Raw genomic sequence first — 20,852 nt, 5'->3', positions numbered from 1 at the left:
TGCTCTAAGTGTTACGAAACTGTGTTTTGGCAATAATCCCCTTGCCTTCCTGCACTGTAATCAGTTGATCGGCCTTGACTGCTTTCAGATGCTCAACCTCTCCACTGGGCCAGAATATGTCGACATCTACCTGCTGTGCGTCACCCAGTCCAAAATGGAGCCGTGGATCATTTGCAGAAAGATAACTCGACTGGCTGGCCAAAGTTTGAACATTGCTTTTTCCGCCGTAGTGAGCCACTACCCGTGCGCCGATCGCGCTTCGATTCGATTTTGTGCCGATCAGTTTTACCTTGATCCAGTGATAGTTGCCTTTTATGTCATTCCGCAGCAACGATGGCGGCTCGTTCATATTCACAATCAGGATGTCGAGATCTCCATCATTATCAAAATCCCCAAAGGCACAGCCTCTGCTGGAATGAGGTGTCGTAACTCCTGTACCCGCCTGCTGGCCAATCTCCTCAAATGTGCCATCGCCCAGGTTTCTGAACAGAAGCCTTGGGCTTTTATTCGGATATTGGGAAAGCTTTTTTTCTACTTCAGGGTAGACACTGCCGGTAACAAGGAAAATATCAGGGTCCCCATTATTGTCTAAGTCGACGATCCCCGTCCCCCAACTTGTGTAACGCGACTCTTCCGCAATCCGGCTGGCTCGCGATACATCTTGAAAATTAGCGTGACCGTCGTTTCGATAGAGATCGCTTGTGTCATCTGAAAAATTTGTCTTGAAGATATCGAGGTGCCCGTCGCGGTTATAGTCACCCAGGCCGACTCCCATCCCGGCCTGTTCCCCTCCATCTTCACTCAATGCAACTCCGCGGAAAAGCCCCTCTTCGCGAAAGGTTCCATCGTGATTGTTCATATAGAGGAGGCTTGGCGTGGAATCGCACGCCACATAGATGTCCTGCCACCCATCCTCGTCAAAATCCGCCGCGACGACGGTCATTCCATAAGCACGTCGCGGCCCGTCGATCTTGGCCTGCTTCGTCACATCGGTAAACGTTCCGTCGCCATTATTGCGATAGAGCACATGCGCTCCAGGAAAGCTCGGAGGCAGGCCACGAGGCCCACAGTTCACGGGAATCCCTTTCCAGTTACAGTTCACATCGTGTTCCGCTGTAGGCGTAGTCTTCAGATCAAACTCAACGTAGGTGGAGAGGAACAAGTCCAGATTTCCATCACGATCGTAGTCAATAAAAGAGCATCCAGCTCCCCAGGCAGGAGGATTGGCCGACAACGCCAGGCCAGCCTGCTGTGTCACATCTGTAAACGTTCCATCGCGGTTGTTGCGATAGAGTTTGTTTTGTCCGTAATAGGTACAGAACAAATCCTCAAAGCCGTCGTTGTTATAGTCCCCCACACACACGCCCATCGCCCAGCCGGATGAGCTCAAGCCAGCCTTTTCCGTGACATTCATAAATGTTCCATCGCGGTTGTTCTTATAGAGCCGGTTGCCGGTATTTTCCGGAACACCATTCAGACGCATGCCCGAAAGGATAAAAATGTCCATCCATCCATCGTTGTCATAGTCAATAAAGGCGCAGCCGCATCCATCTGCTTCGAGGATGTACTTCTTATGATCGACACCTCCATAGATGGTCGGAGATATCAATCCTGCACTTGCCGCCACGTCGACAAAATGAGCGTCGAACGGACGCCCCGACGGTGCGGAAAGAGCTCCTTGCTTCAGGCCTCTTGTTGCAACCTGTCCAAGGAGCTCCATGCCCCATGCGCTACCGGATAAGTAGAGAAAGCTGCGACGAGAAAAGCTCATGCGTGAAGGAAAATACCTCCAATGGCTCATTGGGACGCTTCAGACGAAGGATCGAAGGACACTCAATCCCAGTTGAAACGCAAGTCCATGCAGCCCCTTTCACATACCTTTTACACGTAATTCCATATACTCCGCTAGTCCGTTCAATTGGCCTTGCATGCATCGGACCCGACGATCCGAATTGAGGCAATTTCATGTGGGTGGATGACAAAGCTGAAATCATGATCTCCCGAAAGAGAAAGCTTCTCTCCATCCTTTTCCACTGCATTGCTCTGCCATGCCTCTTCAATATGCAGGAGCGGGACATGAACAGTTACCGTTCGTTGATCGCCTCCTATATCAAGGAAACGGAGGATAGTGCCGTTGCCGTCTTCTGCAGGTTTCCAGGTCTCAAATAGAACATTAGGATCGTCCACGTTTAGAAAACTGTCTTCCTTCGGATCTAGAACGCACGGCGAACCGGCACCGGCAACCGAATTCGAGGGACTGGCGCCGTGATCTTCTCCCTCGGGTGACGAGAGAGCTTTGTCCTGAGTTGTGACGATGTCCGCTTCCAGCGGAGTGATCTCCTCCCATCCCAGACGGCTCAGCTCAGACGCATTGGTGGAAGATGCGCTTGTAAGGACGTAGTGAAATTTGAAGTGTCCCCCTTGCCCGGCTCGATAGTTCGTGTCCCAATAGTTGTTCATGATGTAAGAGAAGACAGAACCTGGGCGATCTCCAAAATGATCCGGCCATTGTCCTCGATTGATGTCGCCAAACGTTGCCAAGCCTGCATCCAGCGGAAGCAGACCGACAGAAACGCCGCCTTCCTGCAATGCAATCCAGTGCTGGACAGAAAACCACTCATGACCTGCACCCGGATACATATCTTTCGCCGGGTTGACTACTCCATTTTGAATCTCGTATTCAAACTTCGGATGGCCCATCGCGAACGGGAATGCAAAATATACGCCCTCTTTCGTGTCGACATCTTTCTTCTCCACATCCTCTACAAACTCGATCTTCTTGGTCCGATCAAAGAGCCGAATCTCGCTGGTTATAGCAGGAGTGTTAACAGAGTGACTCCGCATGCGCGCAACCCACCCATAAGGCGTCTGAGCGACGGAGACTAAGCTGCCGCCCTCTGCAGGATGGACTTCCAGTGCAGGCTTCGGATAAACATGGCTGTATTGCAGAACCGTGTTCGAAGCTTTGTCGCCCCCGGTGACGTACAGATACTGCCCAAAGCGATACGGGCTGCTTTCGTTTACCAACTCGTGGTTCAACTGCTTGTCATAGATGCTCTTGACTGCGCCAGTTGATGGATCAAGTGTCACTCGATAATAAGAATTCTCCATCGTCAGGTTCTGTTGCGTTGCTGTACTCGGTGCAGGAGATGTTGACGGCTGCATCTTGTAGACCTTGTATCCAACGGCCGGGATATCGGTAGCCACAAACTGAATGTGATCGAAATTGGGGCCGCTCTGGAGAATTTTGAACGGGACCTTCTGATCGGTTGTTGTGTCAACCAGCTCGGTTTTTTTGTCGATATCAATCGAAACTAATCCACTCCGTTTCCAATTGAGACTGTTAAAGATGATCACCTTCCCTGCCCCAACCGGAATGGCACTGGTCAGACTTGCCATGGTGTTCTGTGTGATGAAATCAGCCAAAGCCTGCGCGTTCACGGCATACTGATCCTTCACGGCTAGCTGTTTAACCGCTTCCATACTGGTCGGATCAGAAGTACTGTTGTACGAGTCCCAGGTATGCTCATCCATCAAGACCATGTTTCTCCACATGCGATCGAGAGAAGCCTTATCGGCTCGCGTGCGCGGATTCACGATCGAAGTGAGCGTGGCGAACTTTTCCGCTGTTGGAGCTCGGCCCTCGTTCCAGCGCTCCATACCGGCATAATAAGCATCCGATGCAATACCATCTTCCCAGTAGGGGCCACCGTCGCCGCGAATACTGGGAATGTTGTTGCCAAACTGCTGCTGAATCGACTGAAGAGCGTCGTGAAAGCCGGAGTACTTCAGATGCGGATAGGCGTAGGTTTCATTCCACTTTTGCGCTAGCTCCGACTGCTGCGGAAAGAGATCCGTGTTCTCTACCTGAGTGCCGTACATGATCGTCTCATCGGCAACATAGCCCGGATGCTCATACATCTGCAGGAACAATGGCAGTGTGTCGCGACCGGCATCCAGTACCGGAGGCAATCCAAAGAGCATCTGCATCTGCTGATAAATACGCGAATACCATAGTAGAACTTTGTTTCCGTCCGGTCCCTCCCACCACATCGGCGAATTCTCATTTAATCTTCCCTGAAGCAGAACAGGAGCGCGATAGTTATTGCTCCCGCCGGCAAGATAGTGGATTCCTGCAGCAGCCAAGACCGAAGCATAGGACCACGAATAGGAAGGAACATCGGTGATATTTGCGTAATTGAATGGTGATCCATGCTCCCGGCTGAAATTTGCGCTTGGATAGAGGGAGCGAATCAGTGTTTCAGATGTTGGGAATCCCGTCAGCAGATTCGCATACTGCGCGGGCACATAGAGTTTTTGTTCCTGCACGGCCTTGATCGCACGAGCTTGATCGGCAGCAGTATGTGTCTTCAAAAACTGCTCCAGATCCCATGCCCCATCCAGGCTATACCTGAAGCTGGGATTTTTATCGATCATGTCCAACGCTTCATCAATATCTCGGCTCTGAATTGCCGCTACCTTGGGCTGGTAATCTGAGTAACCCACGTCTACGTGGATATGAGGCACGATGAAGATCGTCCATTTTTTTTGTGGACTGATGGTTTGATCGCTGTGTTGCGGACGCCCCACACTCTTCCAGGTAAGTTGAGCATGCGTATCTTTCGTAAACTCAGGGACTAAAAAGCTCACCTTCTCTTCGCCGAAGTCCTGACTGCCTTGCACGTTTTGGTGATAGGTCTTGCCGTTGACCGCCAGCTCAACTTCGGCACCGGCTTTAAATGGCTTTGCAGACTGGATAAAGGCGTCGACCTGTTCCTTGATGCTACCGCCCTCTTGGCGGAAGAAGATCGTAGGCACAACCAAAGCTGAAGAGGCATTCGGAGTACCCACACCAGTCACACGATCAAGCTCGATCGCATCATAAGTAAGACTGGCGTCTGGTACAGCCTGATCTGCCTGCTCAACCGCCTGGAACGCAATTGAATTTTCGCCATGCTTCAGATAGCCGGCAGGAAATTCGAATGTAGTTTCAGCATGTGAATATGCGGGATAAAAAGAGTCGCCCTGATCGCCATTGCTGTAATCGAGCTTGGGATGGAGATAAAGCATGCCCCGCCGTCCATTAATATCGATGCGGAGAGCAGGCACACTAGCGGCTTCAATTAATAAGGATACGCGCAGCCGATACCTATCCTCCGGTCTACTATCGATAGAAAAGTGGATTGCTCTGGGTGCGGAGGCTACATCCGTTCTTGTCTGCCCGGAAGCGGAACTCAACACCGCCGGTTGCGTTGCATACCAATCCTTTGCCGGATTGCTTTGGCCAACAATAAAGTTCACTGGCTGCTTCGGGCTGTCCGATGCGAACTCGAATGAAGAGCGGTCGAAACTTCCAAGCTTAAAGACGACTGCATTCTGATTACTCTCGTTCGTGTCTCCAAAGGCACTGTACCCCGCCAGTAAACACACCCCAAACAGAACAAAACCTGTAACTGCTTTCTTATTGAACATGGCCACCGATCTCTCTACTACTTCTTTTCACGAATAGGCTCGCGACTGGCAAAAGGTGAAGGGCCGCCTATAGAAGACGGCCCAATTGCAGTTAGAACAATATCTTCAGCGCAAATTGAATCTCCCGCCCGGAACCCGCAGCGCTCAATATCTTGCCGAACGATCCATCAGTAATAGTGTTGTCAGGGTTGGAGAGGTTCGTGTGATTGAAGATATTGAAGAACTCCGACCGGAATTGAAGGGTTGAACTTTCGAAAAGCGGAAAGTTTTTCGAGAGGTTCACATCGAAGTTGTCATACCTCGGACCAACAAGATCATTTCGATGTTCGTTTCCGAACGTATATTGCGCAGGCTGAGTAAATGCCAGCTTATTGAGCCAATCTGTCCGTGACTGTACAAAGCCCGAGCCAGCATACGGAGCAGCACTTGTTCTTTCTGCACGCTGTCCCGGTGAGCCGGTATTGGCAATATCGCCACCGGCGAATACGTTGAACGGCGCGCCGGAGTTCAGCGTCACGATCGAGCCAAGCATCCAGTCACCTGCCACGCCCTGCACTAATTTATTGGCTCCACGCAAATATGTTCTGTTTTGGCCGAAAGGCAATTGATAGACCTCGGTCAGAACAACCATGTTCGTCTTGTTGTAGTCCGAAGGCCCCCAGTCCATGTGCAGGTTATAGAAATTCGGTTCTGAGTTAGTGTATGGATCCGATTGCCAGTCCATAGACTTCGACCACGTATAGGACGCCTGTAAAAATAGCCCATTACTTAAGCTCTTTTGCAGTTGCGCTTGAAGAGCGTTGTAGCTCGAAGGCATTTCATTCCATGAGAACGAGAACGGACCTCCATATTGGGGGAAGGGTTCCCGGGCCAGCACTGGTCCAGCTCCCGGATAAAGTGCCGTATTCGCTTCCGGCACAATGTATTGATGTCGACCCAGCGAACCAACATAATCCAACTTCAACGTAGTTGACGCTGATAGTTGCTGTTGCACTCCAAGGTTGTACTCCAACACATATGGGATTTTGTTGTCGGGGTCGGCTCCGTAGCTCGCATAAGGAGCGAGACCTCCCAGCAATGACGATGCAGGTGGAAGATTATTCAAATACGTACTCGGAATCCCAAGATCCAAACTGGTCAGATTCGCCGCAACGCCACTGGGCCAGGACAAACGAATGTTCTGATTTTCCTGGATAAGTGTGTTGTTGTGATCATCCAGCATTGCAAATGCGCCATGCAGGACTGTGCGGTCCGTAAACTGATACACGAGCCCAAAGCGTGGCTCCCAACCGTTGTATTGGGGATTGAAGAATCCTCGAGGCCCATTAGCTTCAGTAACGCTGGGAGGCACAGCCCCGGTAACAATAAACTGCCCATTTAAGACGTTCAAGCCGGAAACAATTTTGTGATAGTTCGGCGGGCTGACGTAGTCCCAGCGAATTCCCGCAGTCAGTACGAGTTTCTTCGTAGCCTGCCATTGGTCCTGCGCATAGAAGCCGTACCAGTTTACGGTTTGATCTGCTCCGGTGTTTCCAAGCCATGGGGTATAACTATCGAGCGCTCCAAGCAGGAAACTGGCTGCGCCATAGCCTGTCGGTCCTGCCGTACCATCCTGAGAGGTAGCGTTCTGTGTGAAGTTTGCACCAGCCGTCCAACCATCATCGTAACTGCGAAGGTGATAGTACATCCCTCCCACGCCCAAAGTATGATTCGAGACTACCTTTGATAAATCGACGTGATAGTCCATCGCTTCCATGGGACCAAGAGGAACCGCGAACTGACTCGTTCCGGTAAATCCGTTTGCGATGCTCAGCGCCGGAGCCAGTTGTACACCATCGTGAACCGGGAAGGCCTCAGTCGAATTGATCGATTGAGCAAAGGCGGTTCCGGCGGCCTCGTCCGTATCGTCATAGTTGATGTAGGAATAGCCGTATCGGAAATTCAAAATCGTCTTGGGGTTGAAGACGTGGGTATATCCAAGCGCTGCCTGCTGCCCATAGTTAATGAGCAGATGCGAATATGTCGGCAGGCTTTCCGGCGTAGTCAGTGTCTGCTTCGAACGATTGAACCGTGCAAAGATAATGTCATTTTGCGTAAGCTGGTGATCCAGTCGGATTCCAAATATATCGCTGGCGGTGTTATTTGCTCCTGAAAATTGGTAATTGGGAAAAACATTGTCAGCAACGTTAAGATTCGGTGCTGGATAGTACTTCTGTAGATAGAGCAGGCTGGCCTGATTGATCCGACCAGAGGGAATTACATTGCCCGGGAAGGGGTCGCGCAGAGATTCTCCCGGATTGTTCGGATCTGGTCTGCTGGTCTCCGGATCATAGATTTCGCCTGAATATTCAGGTCGTCCCAGACTATCTGTTCCTATCTGGCTACCTAAGGCAGACGCAAAATTCCCAGCGATCATATTAGGAGTCAGAACACTTGCTAAATAGGACGTCGTTTTAGCAGAGCGGAACCCTTCCCAGTACAAGGAGAACCAGGTATTGTTCTTCCCGTTGACCACCTTCGGCAGCATCACAGGACCGCCAAAATAAACACCGTACTGATTCTGCCGGTAAGGCAACCGGCTTGTATCGGGGTAGGTCTGCGCATCGAGTGCATCGTTTCGGAAAAACTCCCAAACAGCACCGTGAAATGTATTTGTACCGGCACGCGTTGCAACATTGATGTTCGCACCGCTGCTGATAGAAAACTGTGCGTCTGTGATGTGCGACTGGACATTGAACTCCTGGATGGCATCTGGAGGAGGCGCAATCACCCAGGTATTCGTGTAAATCTGGTTGTTCAGAATACCGTCCATCGTAAAGTTGTTCTGTTCGCCGCGCTGTCCATTCATGGATGGGCTGATTCCACCAGCACCAAGTGCGACCACAAAGCCGCTTTGCTGGCCATTTTCTACGGGCGATGCTCCTGGAGACAGCAATGCCAGTTGCGTGAATTCGCGCCCGTTCAGCGGCAGATCAACGGTTTCCTCATGATTCACAACATTAGTCAAAGTCGCGGAAGTCGTGTTCAGCATGGGAGGAGCGGTCGTGACCTGCACAGTCTGAGCAGCAGACGCTAGCCCAAGCTTAAAATCCAGCGTAAGGCTTTGGTTGACCTCCAACTGAACGTTCTTTTGGTTCTGCTGGCCAAACCCCGCCGTCGTTACAACGATGTCGTAAATTCCCGGAGCCAACTGAGGCACAATATAGTGCCCATCCGCCCCACTTACTGTAGCTCTCTTTATACCGGTTCCCTGGTTTGTGATCTCAATTTGAGAATTCGGCACAACCGCCCCGCTTGGGTCTGTCACTGTGCCTGTTATGAGTCCGTTCGTGGTTTGCGCTGGCGCACAGAGCACGAAGGAACACCCAATCAAAATTAATAGAGCAACTCTTTTCATCATCTGATGCCTCCCATAATTTCGAGTTTCGCTACGCACGAATCTCTGTATCTCAATAGCCCGCCTGCATACTGTATACAATAGTTTCAAGTGATTTTTCGCTCTTGGCCATTCCTAAATTCACCTGCACTAATACTCCAATATCAAATACGAACGAATACTACTCCATCAAAAGATTGATTGTCCATATTGCAATCATATTTAATGATTTAAAACTCATATATATCAACCGGCCAACGGGTTGCACGCTATTCTTCCCCCAAAATTGGCATCTGCATGTCCAGGGCATCCACCGCTTCAATAGATTCTTTGTCTGGCAATCTGCTCGCGTTGCGCGAGATCTGATCCTGTTAAAGTGCAGAAACATTGGCCCCGAGTATCCAAGGTTTGATCGCAATTGCCCTTTGGTATGCTCCCTTTATGGGGAATAAGACAGATAATTTGGTTGCAAGGCAGGAATTCATTCTTCGCAACCTTCAAGCGACTGGTAGTGTCTCGATTGATGATCTTTGTTCTGCTTTGGGAGCTTCGATTGCGACCATACGGCGCGACCTTGAAGATCTGGAAAACCGGTCGCTGCTCAAGCGCGTTCGCGGAGGTGCTATACCGATCGGGCCACTCTTCTACGAGCCCTTCCGCCACGACGCATCCTTCCAGGACAAGATTGCCAGCTTCGCAGAAGAAAAACGCCGCATCGCACGTGCCGCAGCAGAATTGGTTCAAACAGGCCAAACCATTGCGTTGAGCGGCGGGACAACAACTACCGAGGTCGTTCGAAGCCTGAAGGTGCTCAGCGATATTTCAATCATCACCAATACAATCAATGTCGCGATGGAGCTCAGCAACCGTAAGGACATCGAAGTCATTGTTACCGGAGGCATCCTTCGCGGAAACTGGTTTACCCTGCTCGGCCCTCTTGCGAATGCGGCAACCGAAATGCTCTTTGCGGACATTATGTTTATCGGAGTGGACGGGATTGATGCGCAACAGGGCTTGACCTGCACGAATCCGGCTGAAGCCGAGGTGCTCCGCAAACTGGCTCAGCATTCTAAAAAGAAAGTCGTCGTTGCCGATCGAAGCAAGCTGGGCACAGTCAGCAAATGGCTTCTATGCAAAACAGAGGAAATCGACTGTCTGATCACGGACCACGGTGCAACCGCAGAAGCGATTGCACCGTTTGAAAAACTCGGAATCTCCGTAATATTGGCTTGAGCTTATCGTTAATCCATGTTGCGCAGATACGCTCTAATAATTGCCAACGGTTCATTCGTCTTGCCTAGAGGCCGAATGGTGTACGCTCCAACCGAGGCCGGCACAATAAAGGTTTCTGCATAGTGGATCTCGATCGGCGGAAATTTGCCGTCAGGACTTTCCACACTGACAGCTTCTCCTTCGACAAGATTCAAGACATGCAGATTCCCTTCTGTATTGTGCGTCACTGCTTTTGTAAACCATGTGCGGCGCGTCTCAAGAAACTGAGTGTGATGGAGCCCCGTTCGTTCCTCGCGCCAACCATCGCCTGTTGCAACAGGCTCGGTCTGGTTCAGCAGTTCCCTTCTCACCCATTCCGTGTTGCGGTTCCACTGGATATTGGCAAGGCCATGCTCAAGATGGATCGGACGCGGCCTGCCGTCCAATCCTAAGCGGCCCCAATCCCATAGCTTGAACGTAAAAATATAGGGCGTGGCACTGATCTCAAGTACCAAATTATCGCTGCCCGAACAATGAATCGTCCCAGCCGGGATGGAAAAATGATCATGCTTATGGGTCGGCAATAGATTGACATAGCGTTCAGCCGGGAAAGGCGGTCCGCCTGCCTGAGCCTCTTCCAGGTCCCTGCGCATGTCATCGCGTTCCGTTCCGGTACGCACCCCAAGATAAATCTGAGAATCACCGCATTGATCAAGAATGTAGTAGCTCTCGTCCTGCGTGTAAGGAATTCCGAAATGCTGCTGGATATACTCGCGCAGAGGATGCACCTGCAAGGAGAGATTCGAGCCCCCAACTGTGTCTAGTAGATCAAAGCGGATGGGGAATTCTGCCCCGAAATATCTATAGATAGCCTCTCCTAATAACGCAATTGGCTGCTCGTGTACTAACAGAATTGCGGGAAGCTGGAATCGCCGGGGCCCAAAGCCCAGCGTGGCGCTGTTTTCTTCCGGAACGCAGTCGAAACACCATGCGTAGTTCGGGACATTTTGCGGAAGATCGAAGGTCCGCATCATCCAGGAGCCTCCCCACGGTCCCGGATCGAAAAACGGCACCACCCGAAAAGGCTGCCTGACTACCGTCGAAATAGCATCCCGGAGTACATCGCCTTTCACCATTCGGGGAATTTCCTGGTCGTCCAGATCGAGGAAGTAAACAACCCTTCCATAGAGAGCATGACGCATCTCGTCCGCAACTCTCCATTCGAGAAAGTATGCGTTCTTGTACAAGAGCTGCGCAGAATCCTCATAGTTCTGGAGCCCGAGATTACAAATGCTTTTGCTGCGTTGACGCTTCTGCAGCTCCCAGCGCGTTACGTTCGCATAAACAAGCAGATCCGGATTCGTAACGACCTGTTGAGTACCCGCACCAACAAGAAATACCACCGATGCACTCTGCGCAATTTTGGCTTTCAACTCCGCTGTGCGATGCTCATCAAAATAGCTCGCCATCGGCCAGAGGCGCATCCTCCCGAAAACTGGGTCCGCTGTGAATGTCTCCTGAAATTGTTCTCTCAAAACCGCTGCATCGCTATATGCATCTTCTACATTCAGAATGGTGCTTTGGGGGAATGCCGCAGCAATTTTTCTCTGTAGCGCATCGAGCATCACTCCCGGATAGCACTCAATCGCAATCGTGTACTTACCTGTCGGCGGAAGGCACTCCTGGATGCGGGCCGTAACTTCACTCCAGCCTTCAAGACAATCCCGCTCTCCATAAGCTGGCAGGTAAATCACTGGGTTCAGATCGTAGTTATGGAACCCCCTCATAACTGTCCCCCCGCACAACAACCATCAGAATCCGCTGTAAGAACACCCATCGCAACCTCCAACTAAAAAACAACAAATAATTAGTAACTAAAGCCTGAGGAGTCAATACTTACCTCATTCAACACGCTCCAGCATATTAGTAAACCTTCTTATTAATGCCATAAAAATAGGTATTTACGATCATTATCTGTGATTTTATCATTGATATTAATCATTTATTGCGATCTAAATTTCATTTAGTATCTGCCAAATATAGCGAATCAGCCTTCGCAGTTCCAGCAACAAACATCGATACCTTTTCAGCAGGAACCACCAGCTCGGCATTGAACGCTGCACGTCAAGGAGAAATGCGGCAAAGATTTACCTCTAAAAAGCAGGCAGCAGCCTATAAGCATCAGGCGCTAGAACTCCTGCCGCTCGTCGAAATCGAACGGCGGGAGTTTTTGTGTAATAACAACACATTAAGCCTTGCTCTTGGCTACGACTTCGCGAGTCTCCTCTTCCATCAGCCAGCGGCGCAACTGCAAAATGTCATTTGCTCGCGCAATTCCAATCGGTTTGCGCGACCCATGCGACTGCACCACAACGACATTTTCGATATTTTTCAGCAGCATGTCGCGGTTCACCTGATCGACGGCCTCTTCCGGATAGGCCAGCACATAGTCTTGCCGTGCGAGCTCGCGCATTTTAAAGTGGTGGTCCGGCGGTTCGATCTTCAGCAGATCATGCGCCTCCACAATGCCTACCAGAGATCCATCTTTCTCCACTACTGGCATTAGCCCGATGCCACTGCCTGGAGTGAGCGTCGTCAGCACCGTCCGCAACTCCTCATCCGCATCGATCGTCGTGAACTGCTTCTGCATGATCTGGTCGATTCGTGCGCGCATCAGTACCGGCACCGAGTAGTCCTGCAGAATGATCAACCCTCGTTTGACCAGCTTCCCAGTCATGATCGAATCCCGACTGAACAGCCGCACAAACCCATCTGAAACCATGACGCAGACAATCAGCGGAAGCAGCGCATTGGGGTTATGGCTTAGCTCAAACAAAAATACGATGCTCGTAAACGGAGCGCGTGCAATCCCCCCAAATACCGCTGCCATCGCCACCAACGCATAGAACGCCGGATTGCTGACCAGATGCGGAAAAACATGTTGAAAGCCAATGGCAAACGTCGCACCAATACCACCGCCTACAATCAGCGAAGGCGCGAATACACCTCCCGTCGTTCCCGATCCTAAAGAAATCACCAACGCCCAAAACTTTGCTACTGAGATGCCTAGCAGCTTGCTTGTCGTCAGCCGGTCATTCAACATATCGCGAATCGTGTCGTAGCCAGTGCCGAAGACCTGAGGATAAAAATATCCAATCACACCAAGAATTAATGCGCCGATTGCGGGCGACCAGATCAGAGCATGTTTGAGAGGAATCTCGTCAAAGAAATCTTCTGTCCATGCCAATGCACGAATCATTGCCAACCCAACGATCCCCATCAGGATTCCCATAAGGCCGAAGAGCCAAAGCTCATTCATGCTGGTCAGCTTAAAAGCTGGCGTCGGAAATAACGGAGCCCATCCTACAAAATGAATGCGCACTCCAGTAGCAACTGCGGCTGCAAGCGCCACAGGAATAAACGAGCGTGCTCGCAATTCGAACAGCAGCAGTTCAATTGCGACGAGAATCCCTGCGAGTGGGGCGGTAAAAGTAGCAGCCATACCAGCAGCCGCGCCTGATGCAAGCAGCACGCGTCGGTAGTACGGTGTTAAACCAACTGCTTGTCCGAACAGCGATCCGAAGGCTGCACCCGTTTGAATGATCGGGCCCTCTGCTCCAAACGGGCCGCCTGTACCAATCGCCAGTGCGGTAGCTAATGGCTTCAGCAGTGCCACGCGAATTCGCATTCGGCTGTGACCAAACAACACTGCTTCCATCGCTTCGGGAATCCCATGCCCCTTCAGCGTTGGCTCCCAGTAATGCACCATGATGCCTACCAGCAGCCCGCCAATCGGCGGAATCAGAATCACCCACCAGCCCAGATGGTTATACGCAGGGTTCGTAATTGCAAACGAGACCTTGCCATAGAAAAATAAATTGGTGAAGAGGTAAATTAGCTCCAGCAGGCCTTCCGCCACCAGGCCGCCGATGAGTCCAATCAGCAATGCATAGCCGCATATCTTAATGACCTCCGGCTCGAGCGCTACACCAAATTGACCTTTTTTCTGAGGCTTGCTATCAGGGTTCGGCGTCGTCACTTCCGTGAATGGATAATCGGCCATCGGAAACCTCCGCACTTCGTCTCAAGCATCCCGGATCGATCACTGCATCGATCCGGCAAAACTCTTATGCAGAGAGCAGCCCTGATGACCAGCCAGGTTCTCGGCGGCACGATCTCAAAATCCTATCGCGATGTCACTCCACCAAGCTCGGCTCCCTCGATACCGTCTCAAGACTTGCTTGCGTCGGCGCATCTCTGCGCGTCTTCAAGGCCTGCAAAATATCCGTCTTCGTCACGATGCCTTCCAGCTTGCCGGCAGCGGAGGTCACCAGCAACATATGTTGCGGGTGCTCGCTCATCAACAGGCGCAGACCTTCCGTCACATCGCAGTCAAAAGGAATCCGCGCAATGTGCCGGTCCGTAAGCTCTCGGATCCGCATTGTCTGCCATTTTTGTGTGGGCACCTTCGCGACCGACCATACATCGACAGTCCCAAGCAGCTCATCCTCTTCGAACACCGGAAACGTCGAGTGATGATAGTGAGGAGAGAGCAACTCGGTAAACTCGCTCAGCGTCAATGATGCCTGCACTGATATCACCTTCTGCTGCATCACGCTGCCAACAATCACATGCCGCAGTTCCTGCACCCTGACGCCTTCATGTATCCGCTGATCTCCTGATGCCGATGCATCTCCGGACACCGCATATGCCACCGCCGAGCCGATCAGCGCAGGAATAATGAACGCATGGCCACCAGTAGCTTCAGCAACGAACACCACTGCCGCCAGCGGCGTCTTATAACCCGCAGCGATAAATGCAGCCATGCCCACCGCTGCATACAATTCAATCGAAGAGCTATGAACAACAGCCTGTGCAAAGGCTACGCCAAAGCTGCCGCCCGACAAAAATAACGGAACGAACAGAGCGCTGACGCCACCAACACCCAGCGTAAATGCGCTGGCCGCAAGTTTAAGGACACCAAAGGTCACCAGCTCGAGCGTGCTGTGGTGTATGCCGAGAATCATTCCTACAGCTTCATAATTGGGACCGATCGGAACCAGCGTCCCATGATAGAAGTACAGGAAGGTCAGGCCGCAAAGACCAGTCAACAACCCGCCGATCGCCATCTTCACCCAGTGCGGAAGAGAAGATTTCACAAAGAACACGCGCATCCGGCGGAAGGTAATTACAAATGCCATTGCGATGAGCCCGATTACCAGTCCAAGCAAGGCGCACCACACAAGGTCCCGCCCGGTGAACGATGTCGAACTGGCAAAGTCGAACAGCGGCGCTCCGCCAAGAAATGAGCTAAGCGTGATGTAGGAGATCACCGAGGCGATCAGCGACGGCACCAGAGCTTCGTGCGCCAGATCGTCCTTATAAGGCATCTCCAGCGCAAAGACGATACCAGTCAAAGGCGCGCGGAAGACCGCCGACATACCTGCCGCTGCGCCGCAGATCAGCATGACGCGACGATCTCGGCTATCCAAACGCAGCCACCGCAGCTTAGCCCATAGCCACGAGCCAATCGCCGCACCGCCATAGATACTTGGTCCTTCCAGCGCGGTGCTGCCTCCAAAGGCCACCGTTGTAATGGCCGCCAGCAGCTTCGGCAGAAACGGCCGCATGTTAATGTCACCCTGATGCTCGTGATAAGACCGAATGACCTCTTCGGTGGAATGCTCATCCGGATCGGGTGTCAGAAACTGCATGATCAAACCAGTCACCGCAAAAGCGGCCACCAGTCCGGGCACAATCGCCCAGTGATGCCCCAGATAGTAGCCCAGAACAACCGGCCACACCTTGCCCAACACGACAATAGCGATCGAGGTAATGGCCAACCCAGTGGTTACGCCGATGATAGGAGCAATAATCAGCCATTTATGCAGGTCGCGCGAATACGTCGCGGTAAGATCTTCATGCACCAGCGGCATGTACTTGCGTAACAAAGGATGCCTCAGCACCCAGTTATCTCTTCTCGTCTTGATGGTTTGCGTCCGGTCCATTTGATCGACTGTCTTTGCCTTTGCCGTTCCAAGATTGTTGGATATTTTCGAAACCTAGCCATTGTGAGCGATCTTCGCGTCACACGGCCTTTTTCTTTACTTCAAGTACCTGTGCAGGCACCTTCGGCACCTTGACCAGGGCCTCTCGCGCAGCTTTTACCTCTTCCTTGTGCAGCTCCGTCAGCCGTGCAAGAATCTGTTCTCCTTGCGGAGTCAACGAAACCAGGACAAACCTGCGATCCTGCGTGTCATGCTCCTTACGGACCAAGCCGCGCTGTGCAGCACGTTCCACCAATCCCACTACAGAGTTGTGACGCTCCTGCAGGAATTCGGCCAGCTCTGAAACGGTCGCAGTTCCTCGTCCGGTGTATCCGGCAACACCCAGCATCAGTTGATGCTGTTGCGGCGTGACTCCGCATTGCCGCGCAGCCTTCTCGCTGAATCGCAAAAATTTGCGGAGGTTATAGCGAAACCATGCAAGGTTCCGAATCGCATCATCGGCTTGAGTCTGGGCCGTAGCGGATGGAAGCGCCTCGTAGGAAGATTGCGGCGTCATGAATATAGTATATCGCAACGAGATTCAATTTACATCTCAACATGATGTATTAAATGACCGCAGAAACATCGAAATGGACTACGGAATGTCAAAAATGGAACGCAAGGAATCAGCATTTGCCTATGAGCAAATAGTTCGATACTAAACTATTTACTCATTCAACTATTTAGAACTAAACCATTTCATTACATTCGACCACTCTGAAAATCAGGATTTTGTCTTGGGCGACTGTTTCCCTGATCTTGCGGCAAGAGCCAGCAACGCGGCGCCGACTGCCAGTGCGCTCATGGCGTAGAGGCCGCCTTGAAAACTGTGGGTGATGTCGCGGATTCTGCCGATGGAGTATGGGCCGAGGAAGGCGCCTACACCGCCGATGGTAGTGAGAATGGCAACGGCTGCCGCTGCTGCTGCGTCGCCGAGGACGCTGGTGGTCAACGTCCAGAAGGGGCCCATCATGCTCCACAGGCCCATGGCGGCGAAGGTCATGGCGACAATGGCGACCACGATGTTGTGCGCAACCGCCGTCCACGCGAAGCCGGTTGCGGCGAGTAGCAGGCAGCCGGCGATGTGCCAGCGGCGCTCGGTGGTGCGATCGGAGTTCCAGCCTACGATCACGGTAAAGATGGCTGCAGCGAGATACGGCAGCGTGGCATAACGTGCGATGACGCTGGCCGTATGCGCGCCACCGGAGAACGTGCTGAGGATGAGCGGCATCCACAGGTTGACGATGTAGACACCGACCTGGCTGACGAAGTAGGCTCCGGCGAGCAGCCAGAGCATGGGCAGGCGGATGGCGTCGCGCAGGGCGTGATGCTCCGCTGCGCCGTAGCGGATGCGGTCGCGCTGCAACTCGTCGGCGAGCCATGCCTTCTCTTCCGGCTTGAGCCAATGAACTTCTTCGGGCTTGTTCTTTAGCAGGAAGAGTACGGAGATGCCGAGCAGGATGGTTGGTATGCCTTCGGAGAGGAAGAGCCACTGCCAGCCCGCCAATCCTTTGAAGCCGTCGAGGCGCAGCAAGGCGCTGGAGAGCGGGCCGCCAACTACACCGGCAAGCGAAGTTGCGGTCATGAACTTGGCTACGGCGCGGGCGCGCTCGTGCGAAGGGTACCAGTAGGTGAGATAGAAGATCATGCCGGGAAAGAATCCGGCCTCGCAGGCTCCGAGAAGAAAACGAAGGATGTAGAACGATTCGGGCGAGCGCACGAACATCATGCAGGTGGAGATGATGCCCCACGAGATCATGATGCGTGCGATCCAGACCTTTGCGCCGACGCGGGCCAGCATGAGGTTGCTGGGAAGATCGAAGAGCGCGGAGCCAATAAAGAAGATGCCCGCGCCGGTTCCGTAGACGGTGTTGCTGTAGTGCAGCTCGCGCTGCATGTCCATGGCGGCGAAGCCGACATTGACGCGGTCAAGATACGCCACGATGTAGAGCAGGAAGAGATACGGGATAAGCCGCAGCGTGATCTTCGCGTAGACTTCCCTGCCGTTAACTGATTCCACTGCCTGCACCATTACTCCACTTTAGTTTGTCTGTCCCGAGGCCGCGGGTACCGGAGGCGGAACGTACATGGGAATGCCGGTGACGGGCCAGTGATTGACCTGGGCATCGACGTTGAGTGCAATGGCGGCAGCGGATGATGAGGATGGCGTGACTGCGATGTTCCAACCATCGAGGACAACCAACGGCGTCTCGCCCTTGAGATCGGCTGCGCTGGCTTCAATCGAGATGGTCCTGGTCTCGTTAGGAACGAGCGAGACGTAGTTGTCGCTATAGAAGACGGGAAGGACGCGCTCGCCTGAGTGCTGGCGACGCAGTTGCAGGTGAGCCATCAACGCTACCTGTGAACCGGGGTTGTGCAGCGTGACCGTGAGCAGGCATTTGCCGTCGGCGTCGTGGCGCTCAACCTTGGCGTCTAGAGTAACGGTGCGTAACTGATTGAGAGCGGTGAGGTCGTCCTGATGCTCGGGCAGAGCGCGCCAGTAGAAGTTGGTGGAGAGAAGTTTGCCGGAGGCGTCGTGCAGGTCGAGCTTGACGAAGTGGACGGCCGACAGGTTCGCAGGCCACGGCACTATGCCAAGACTGGTGGCGACACTGGGTGGAGCGGTGACGTTAAAGTCGTGCTGATAAGGGATGGAGCCGTCGAGGTTATAGATGGAGATGTGCGCGGTGACACCCGTCAATGCGATGGGGAGATTATTGATGACCTGAACGTCGCCGTTGCTCTCGTTCAGTTGGATGTGCTGGAGCTCGCCTGCCTTCTCAACGGCGAAGAGAGACGAGTTGGGCTCGAGGTCGTGGTGATAGAGCTGCCAGACGAAGCTCGGCTGCGCCGGATTGCTCATCCACGTAATGATGGCGGTGCTGGGGTTGAAGAGCTTGGCGTTGCGGCCCTCATACATGGCGCGGAAGGCCTCGTAGTTGGCGAGCTGGGCCTTGCGAACGAAGTCGGCGAGATTGGCCAGCTTGCCGTAGCGAGCCTCGATCACATTGCGGTAGGTATCGCCGCCGGAGGCGCCGCGGGCGAAATCATGTTCGGCCCAGTCGTCGTTGATGATCTCCCAGTCCTTCTGCGGCATCATGCCGTGGATGGACTCGAGCGTAGGAATGGAGACACTGCCGATCTCGGTCTTGAAGGCATGCTTGAAGTCGTAGAACTCGCGCGGTGTGCGCCAATGGTACGGACCGCTCGAAAAGACACCGTGGCCTGCGGTGGAGCTGGGCTGATAGAGGCGGTTGGGATCGAGCTCTGCCATCATAGGACGCAGCAGATCATCGATCTCCTTAGGTGGATAGCCTTCGTTGCGCGCGCACCAGATTGCGATGGAGGGATGGTTGCGGAAACGGAGAATCTTGTCGCGGACGTTGGCCATGTACGTTGGCAGGTCGGTAGGGTTGGGGCCATCGCTGGGGTTGGGCTGGAAGAACTCGTCCCAGAGAAGGATGCCGTACTTGTCGCATAGCTCGTAGAAGTCCTCGTTCGTGCTTTGGCCGACCCAGTTGCGAATGAGATTGATGTTGGCCATTTTGTGCATGCGAATCTCAGCTTCGAGGCGCTCGCGGGGAATGCGCTTCATCGCCTCGTCGAGGCCCCAGTCGCCTCCGCGGATGAAGATACGAACACCGTTGACGGAGACGGTGAGGTTTTCAGAGTCGGGAACAGAGTAGGTGATCTTGCGGATGCCGAAGCTGACATCGCTCGTGTCGGAGATCTGCTTCTTGATCTGGAAGCTGAGGTGAAGGTTATAGAGATTTTGCGGGCCGTAGCCGTTTGGCCACCAGAGCTTCGGATTGCTGACGCGCAGCACCGGCATGTTTTTTGGGTCGAGCGCAACGAGCGTTGAGGCGTGCGGTGCAAGCTCTACCTCTGTCTGAAAGTTGATGCCGCCGAAACTGCCTTTGAGGCTGCCTTTTTGGGGTTGATCGCTCGTGTTCTCGACGGTGGTCTGGATAGAGACATCCGCCGAATCTAACTTGGGCAGAGGCAAGTCGGTTTCTACTCGGGGATTTTTGATAACGACAGGCCCACTTGCAGAGAGGTAGACCTTACGCCAGATACCGGTGTCGCGGTCGCGAATAGCAGGAATCCAATCCCAGCCGATGGTGGAGAGAAATGTCGGTCCATCGATGGCAGTGATGCCGCCGTTCAGCCCCATGCCGTTGCGGATGGTGTGCTCGTGTGGAACGCCGGGATGTGGCTGCGGCGAGACGAGCACTGCCAGTACAGCTTGCTTGCCCGGCTTGACGAGCGATGTGATGTCGAAGGTTCCACGGATGAAGGCACCCTTGGTGGTGCCGATCTGTTTGCCGTTCAGCCAGATTTGAGAGGCGTAGTTGATGCCGTCGAAGTTGAGCCACGTTTGATGGTGATCGTAAGACTTCGGCACAGTGATGACGGCGCGATACCAATAGGGTGTGCGGCAGAGGCTCTCGGGAATTTTGTCGGGACGGTTGTTTTCGCCGTAGAGCGGCTCGGGGTAGACGCCATTATTGACGAGGCTGGTGAGCACTGTACCGGGGACGGTTGCGGCATACCAGTTCTGCGGAGTGAAGGTAGGGAGTGAGACGGCGTCTCCGGATTGCGAGACTTTAGCGGCATCCTGCAACTGCCAGCCGGAAGAGACCACGACAGGCGCGGGGAGAGCAGAACTTGCCGAGGCAGGAGGCGTGCTGAACAAAGCTAAAACTCCGGCAACCATGCAGGATAGTACTGACCGCTGAAATCGT

Annotated in this window: 10 protein-coding genes; 1 reads left to right on the top strand and 9 read right to left on the bottom strand. The window is 53.0% G+C overall.

Annotation, left to right across the window (positions count from 1 at the left end; genetic code table 11):
- Positions 1 to 4: 4 nt before the first annotated feature.
- The 3 genes from IEW09_RS17490 to IEW09_RS17480 all read right to left on the bottom strand — a co-directional run bounded on the left by IEW09_RS17490 (position 5) and on the right by IEW09_RS17480 (position 8,959).
- On the bottom strand, positions 5 to 1,771 hold the full coding sequence (locus IEW09_RS17490) for a CRTAC1 family protein (RefSeq protein ID WP_188555545.1): 1,767 nt from the start codon (positions 1,769 to 1,771) through the stop codon (positions 5 to 7).
- Positions 1,772 to 1,914: 143 nt separating this feature from the next.
- A complete protein-coding gene (locus tag IEW09_RS17485) occupies positions 1,915 to 5,472 on the bottom strand; it encodes a glycoside hydrolase family 38 N-terminal domain-containing protein (protein WP_188555544.1) in 3,558 nt (1,185 codons plus the stop codon).
- A gap of 91 nt (positions 5,473 to 5,563) precedes the next feature.
- On the bottom strand, positions 5,564 to 8,959 hold the full coding sequence (locus IEW09_RS17480; RefSeq protein ID WP_188555543.1) for a TonB-dependent receptor: 3,396 nt from the start codon (positions 8,957 to 8,959) through the stop codon (positions 5,564 to 5,566).
- A gap of 297 nt (positions 8,960 to 9,256) precedes the next feature.
- Between IEW09_RS17480 and IEW09_RS17475 the strand changes: the two genes are divergently transcribed.
- Positions 9,257 to 10,081: a DeoR/GlpR family DNA-binding transcription regulator gene (locus IEW09_RS17475; RefSeq protein ID WP_229739414.1), complete on the top strand. Its 825-nt coding sequence runs from the start codon at positions 9,257 to 9,259 to the stop codon at positions 10,079 to 10,081.
- Between the two features lie 8 nt (positions 10,082 to 10,089).
- Here the strand turns inward: IEW09_RS17475 and IEW09_RS17470 are convergent, their stop codons facing one another.
- The 6 genes from IEW09_RS17470 to IEW09_RS17445 all read right to left on the bottom strand — a co-directional run bounded on the left by IEW09_RS17470 (position 10,090) and on the right by IEW09_RS17445 (position 20,824).
- Positions 10,090 to 11,847 (bottom strand): class I mannose-6-phosphate isomerase, encoded by a 1,758-nt coding sequence (locus tag IEW09_RS17470; protein ID WP_188555542.1) that lies wholly within the window; start codon positions 11,845 to 11,847, stop codon positions 10,090 to 10,092.
- 461 nt (positions 11,848 to 12,308) lie between these two features.
- On the bottom strand, positions 12,309 to 14,123 hold the full coding sequence (locus IEW09_RS17465) for a chloride channel protein (protein WP_188555541.1): 1,815 nt from the start codon (positions 14,121 to 14,123) through the stop codon (positions 12,309 to 12,311).
- Positions 14,124 to 14,256: 133 nt separating this feature from the next.
- Positions 14,257 to 16,068 carry a chloride channel protein gene (locus tag IEW09_RS17460; protein WP_188555540.1) on the bottom strand — a complete coding sequence of 604 codons (1,812 nt, stop codon included), beginning with the start codon at positions 16,066 to 16,068 and terminating at the stop codon, positions 14,257 to 14,259.
- Positions 16,069 to 16,147: 79 nt separating this feature from the next.
- A complete protein-coding gene (locus IEW09_RS17455; RefSeq protein ID WP_188555539.1) occupies positions 16,148 to 16,624 on the bottom strand; it encodes a MarR family winged helix-turn-helix transcriptional regulator in 477 nt (158 codons plus the stop codon).
- Between the two features lie 207 nt (positions 16,625 to 16,831).
- Positions 16,832 to 18,139: an MFS transporter gene (locus tag IEW09_RS17450; RefSeq protein ID WP_188555538.1), complete on the bottom strand. Its 1,308-nt coding sequence runs from the start codon at positions 18,137 to 18,139 to the stop codon at positions 16,832 to 16,834.
- 9 nt (positions 18,140 to 18,148) lie between these two features.
- Positions 18,149 to 20,824, bottom strand: a complete 2,676-nt coding sequence (locus IEW09_RS17445) for a glycoside hydrolase family 2 protein (protein ID WP_188555537.1) — start codon at positions 20,822 to 20,824, stop codon at positions 18,149 to 18,151.
- Between the last annotated feature and the right edge of the window lie 28 nt (positions 20,825 to 20,852).

It is taken from the genome of Edaphobacter dinghuensis, assembly GCF_014640335.1.
Classification (GTDB): domain Bacteria; phylum Acidobacteriota; class Terriglobia; order Terriglobales; family Acidobacteriaceae; genus Edaphobacter; species Edaphobacter dinghuensis.
This window is presented reverse-complemented; position numbering and strand designations above follow the sequence as displayed.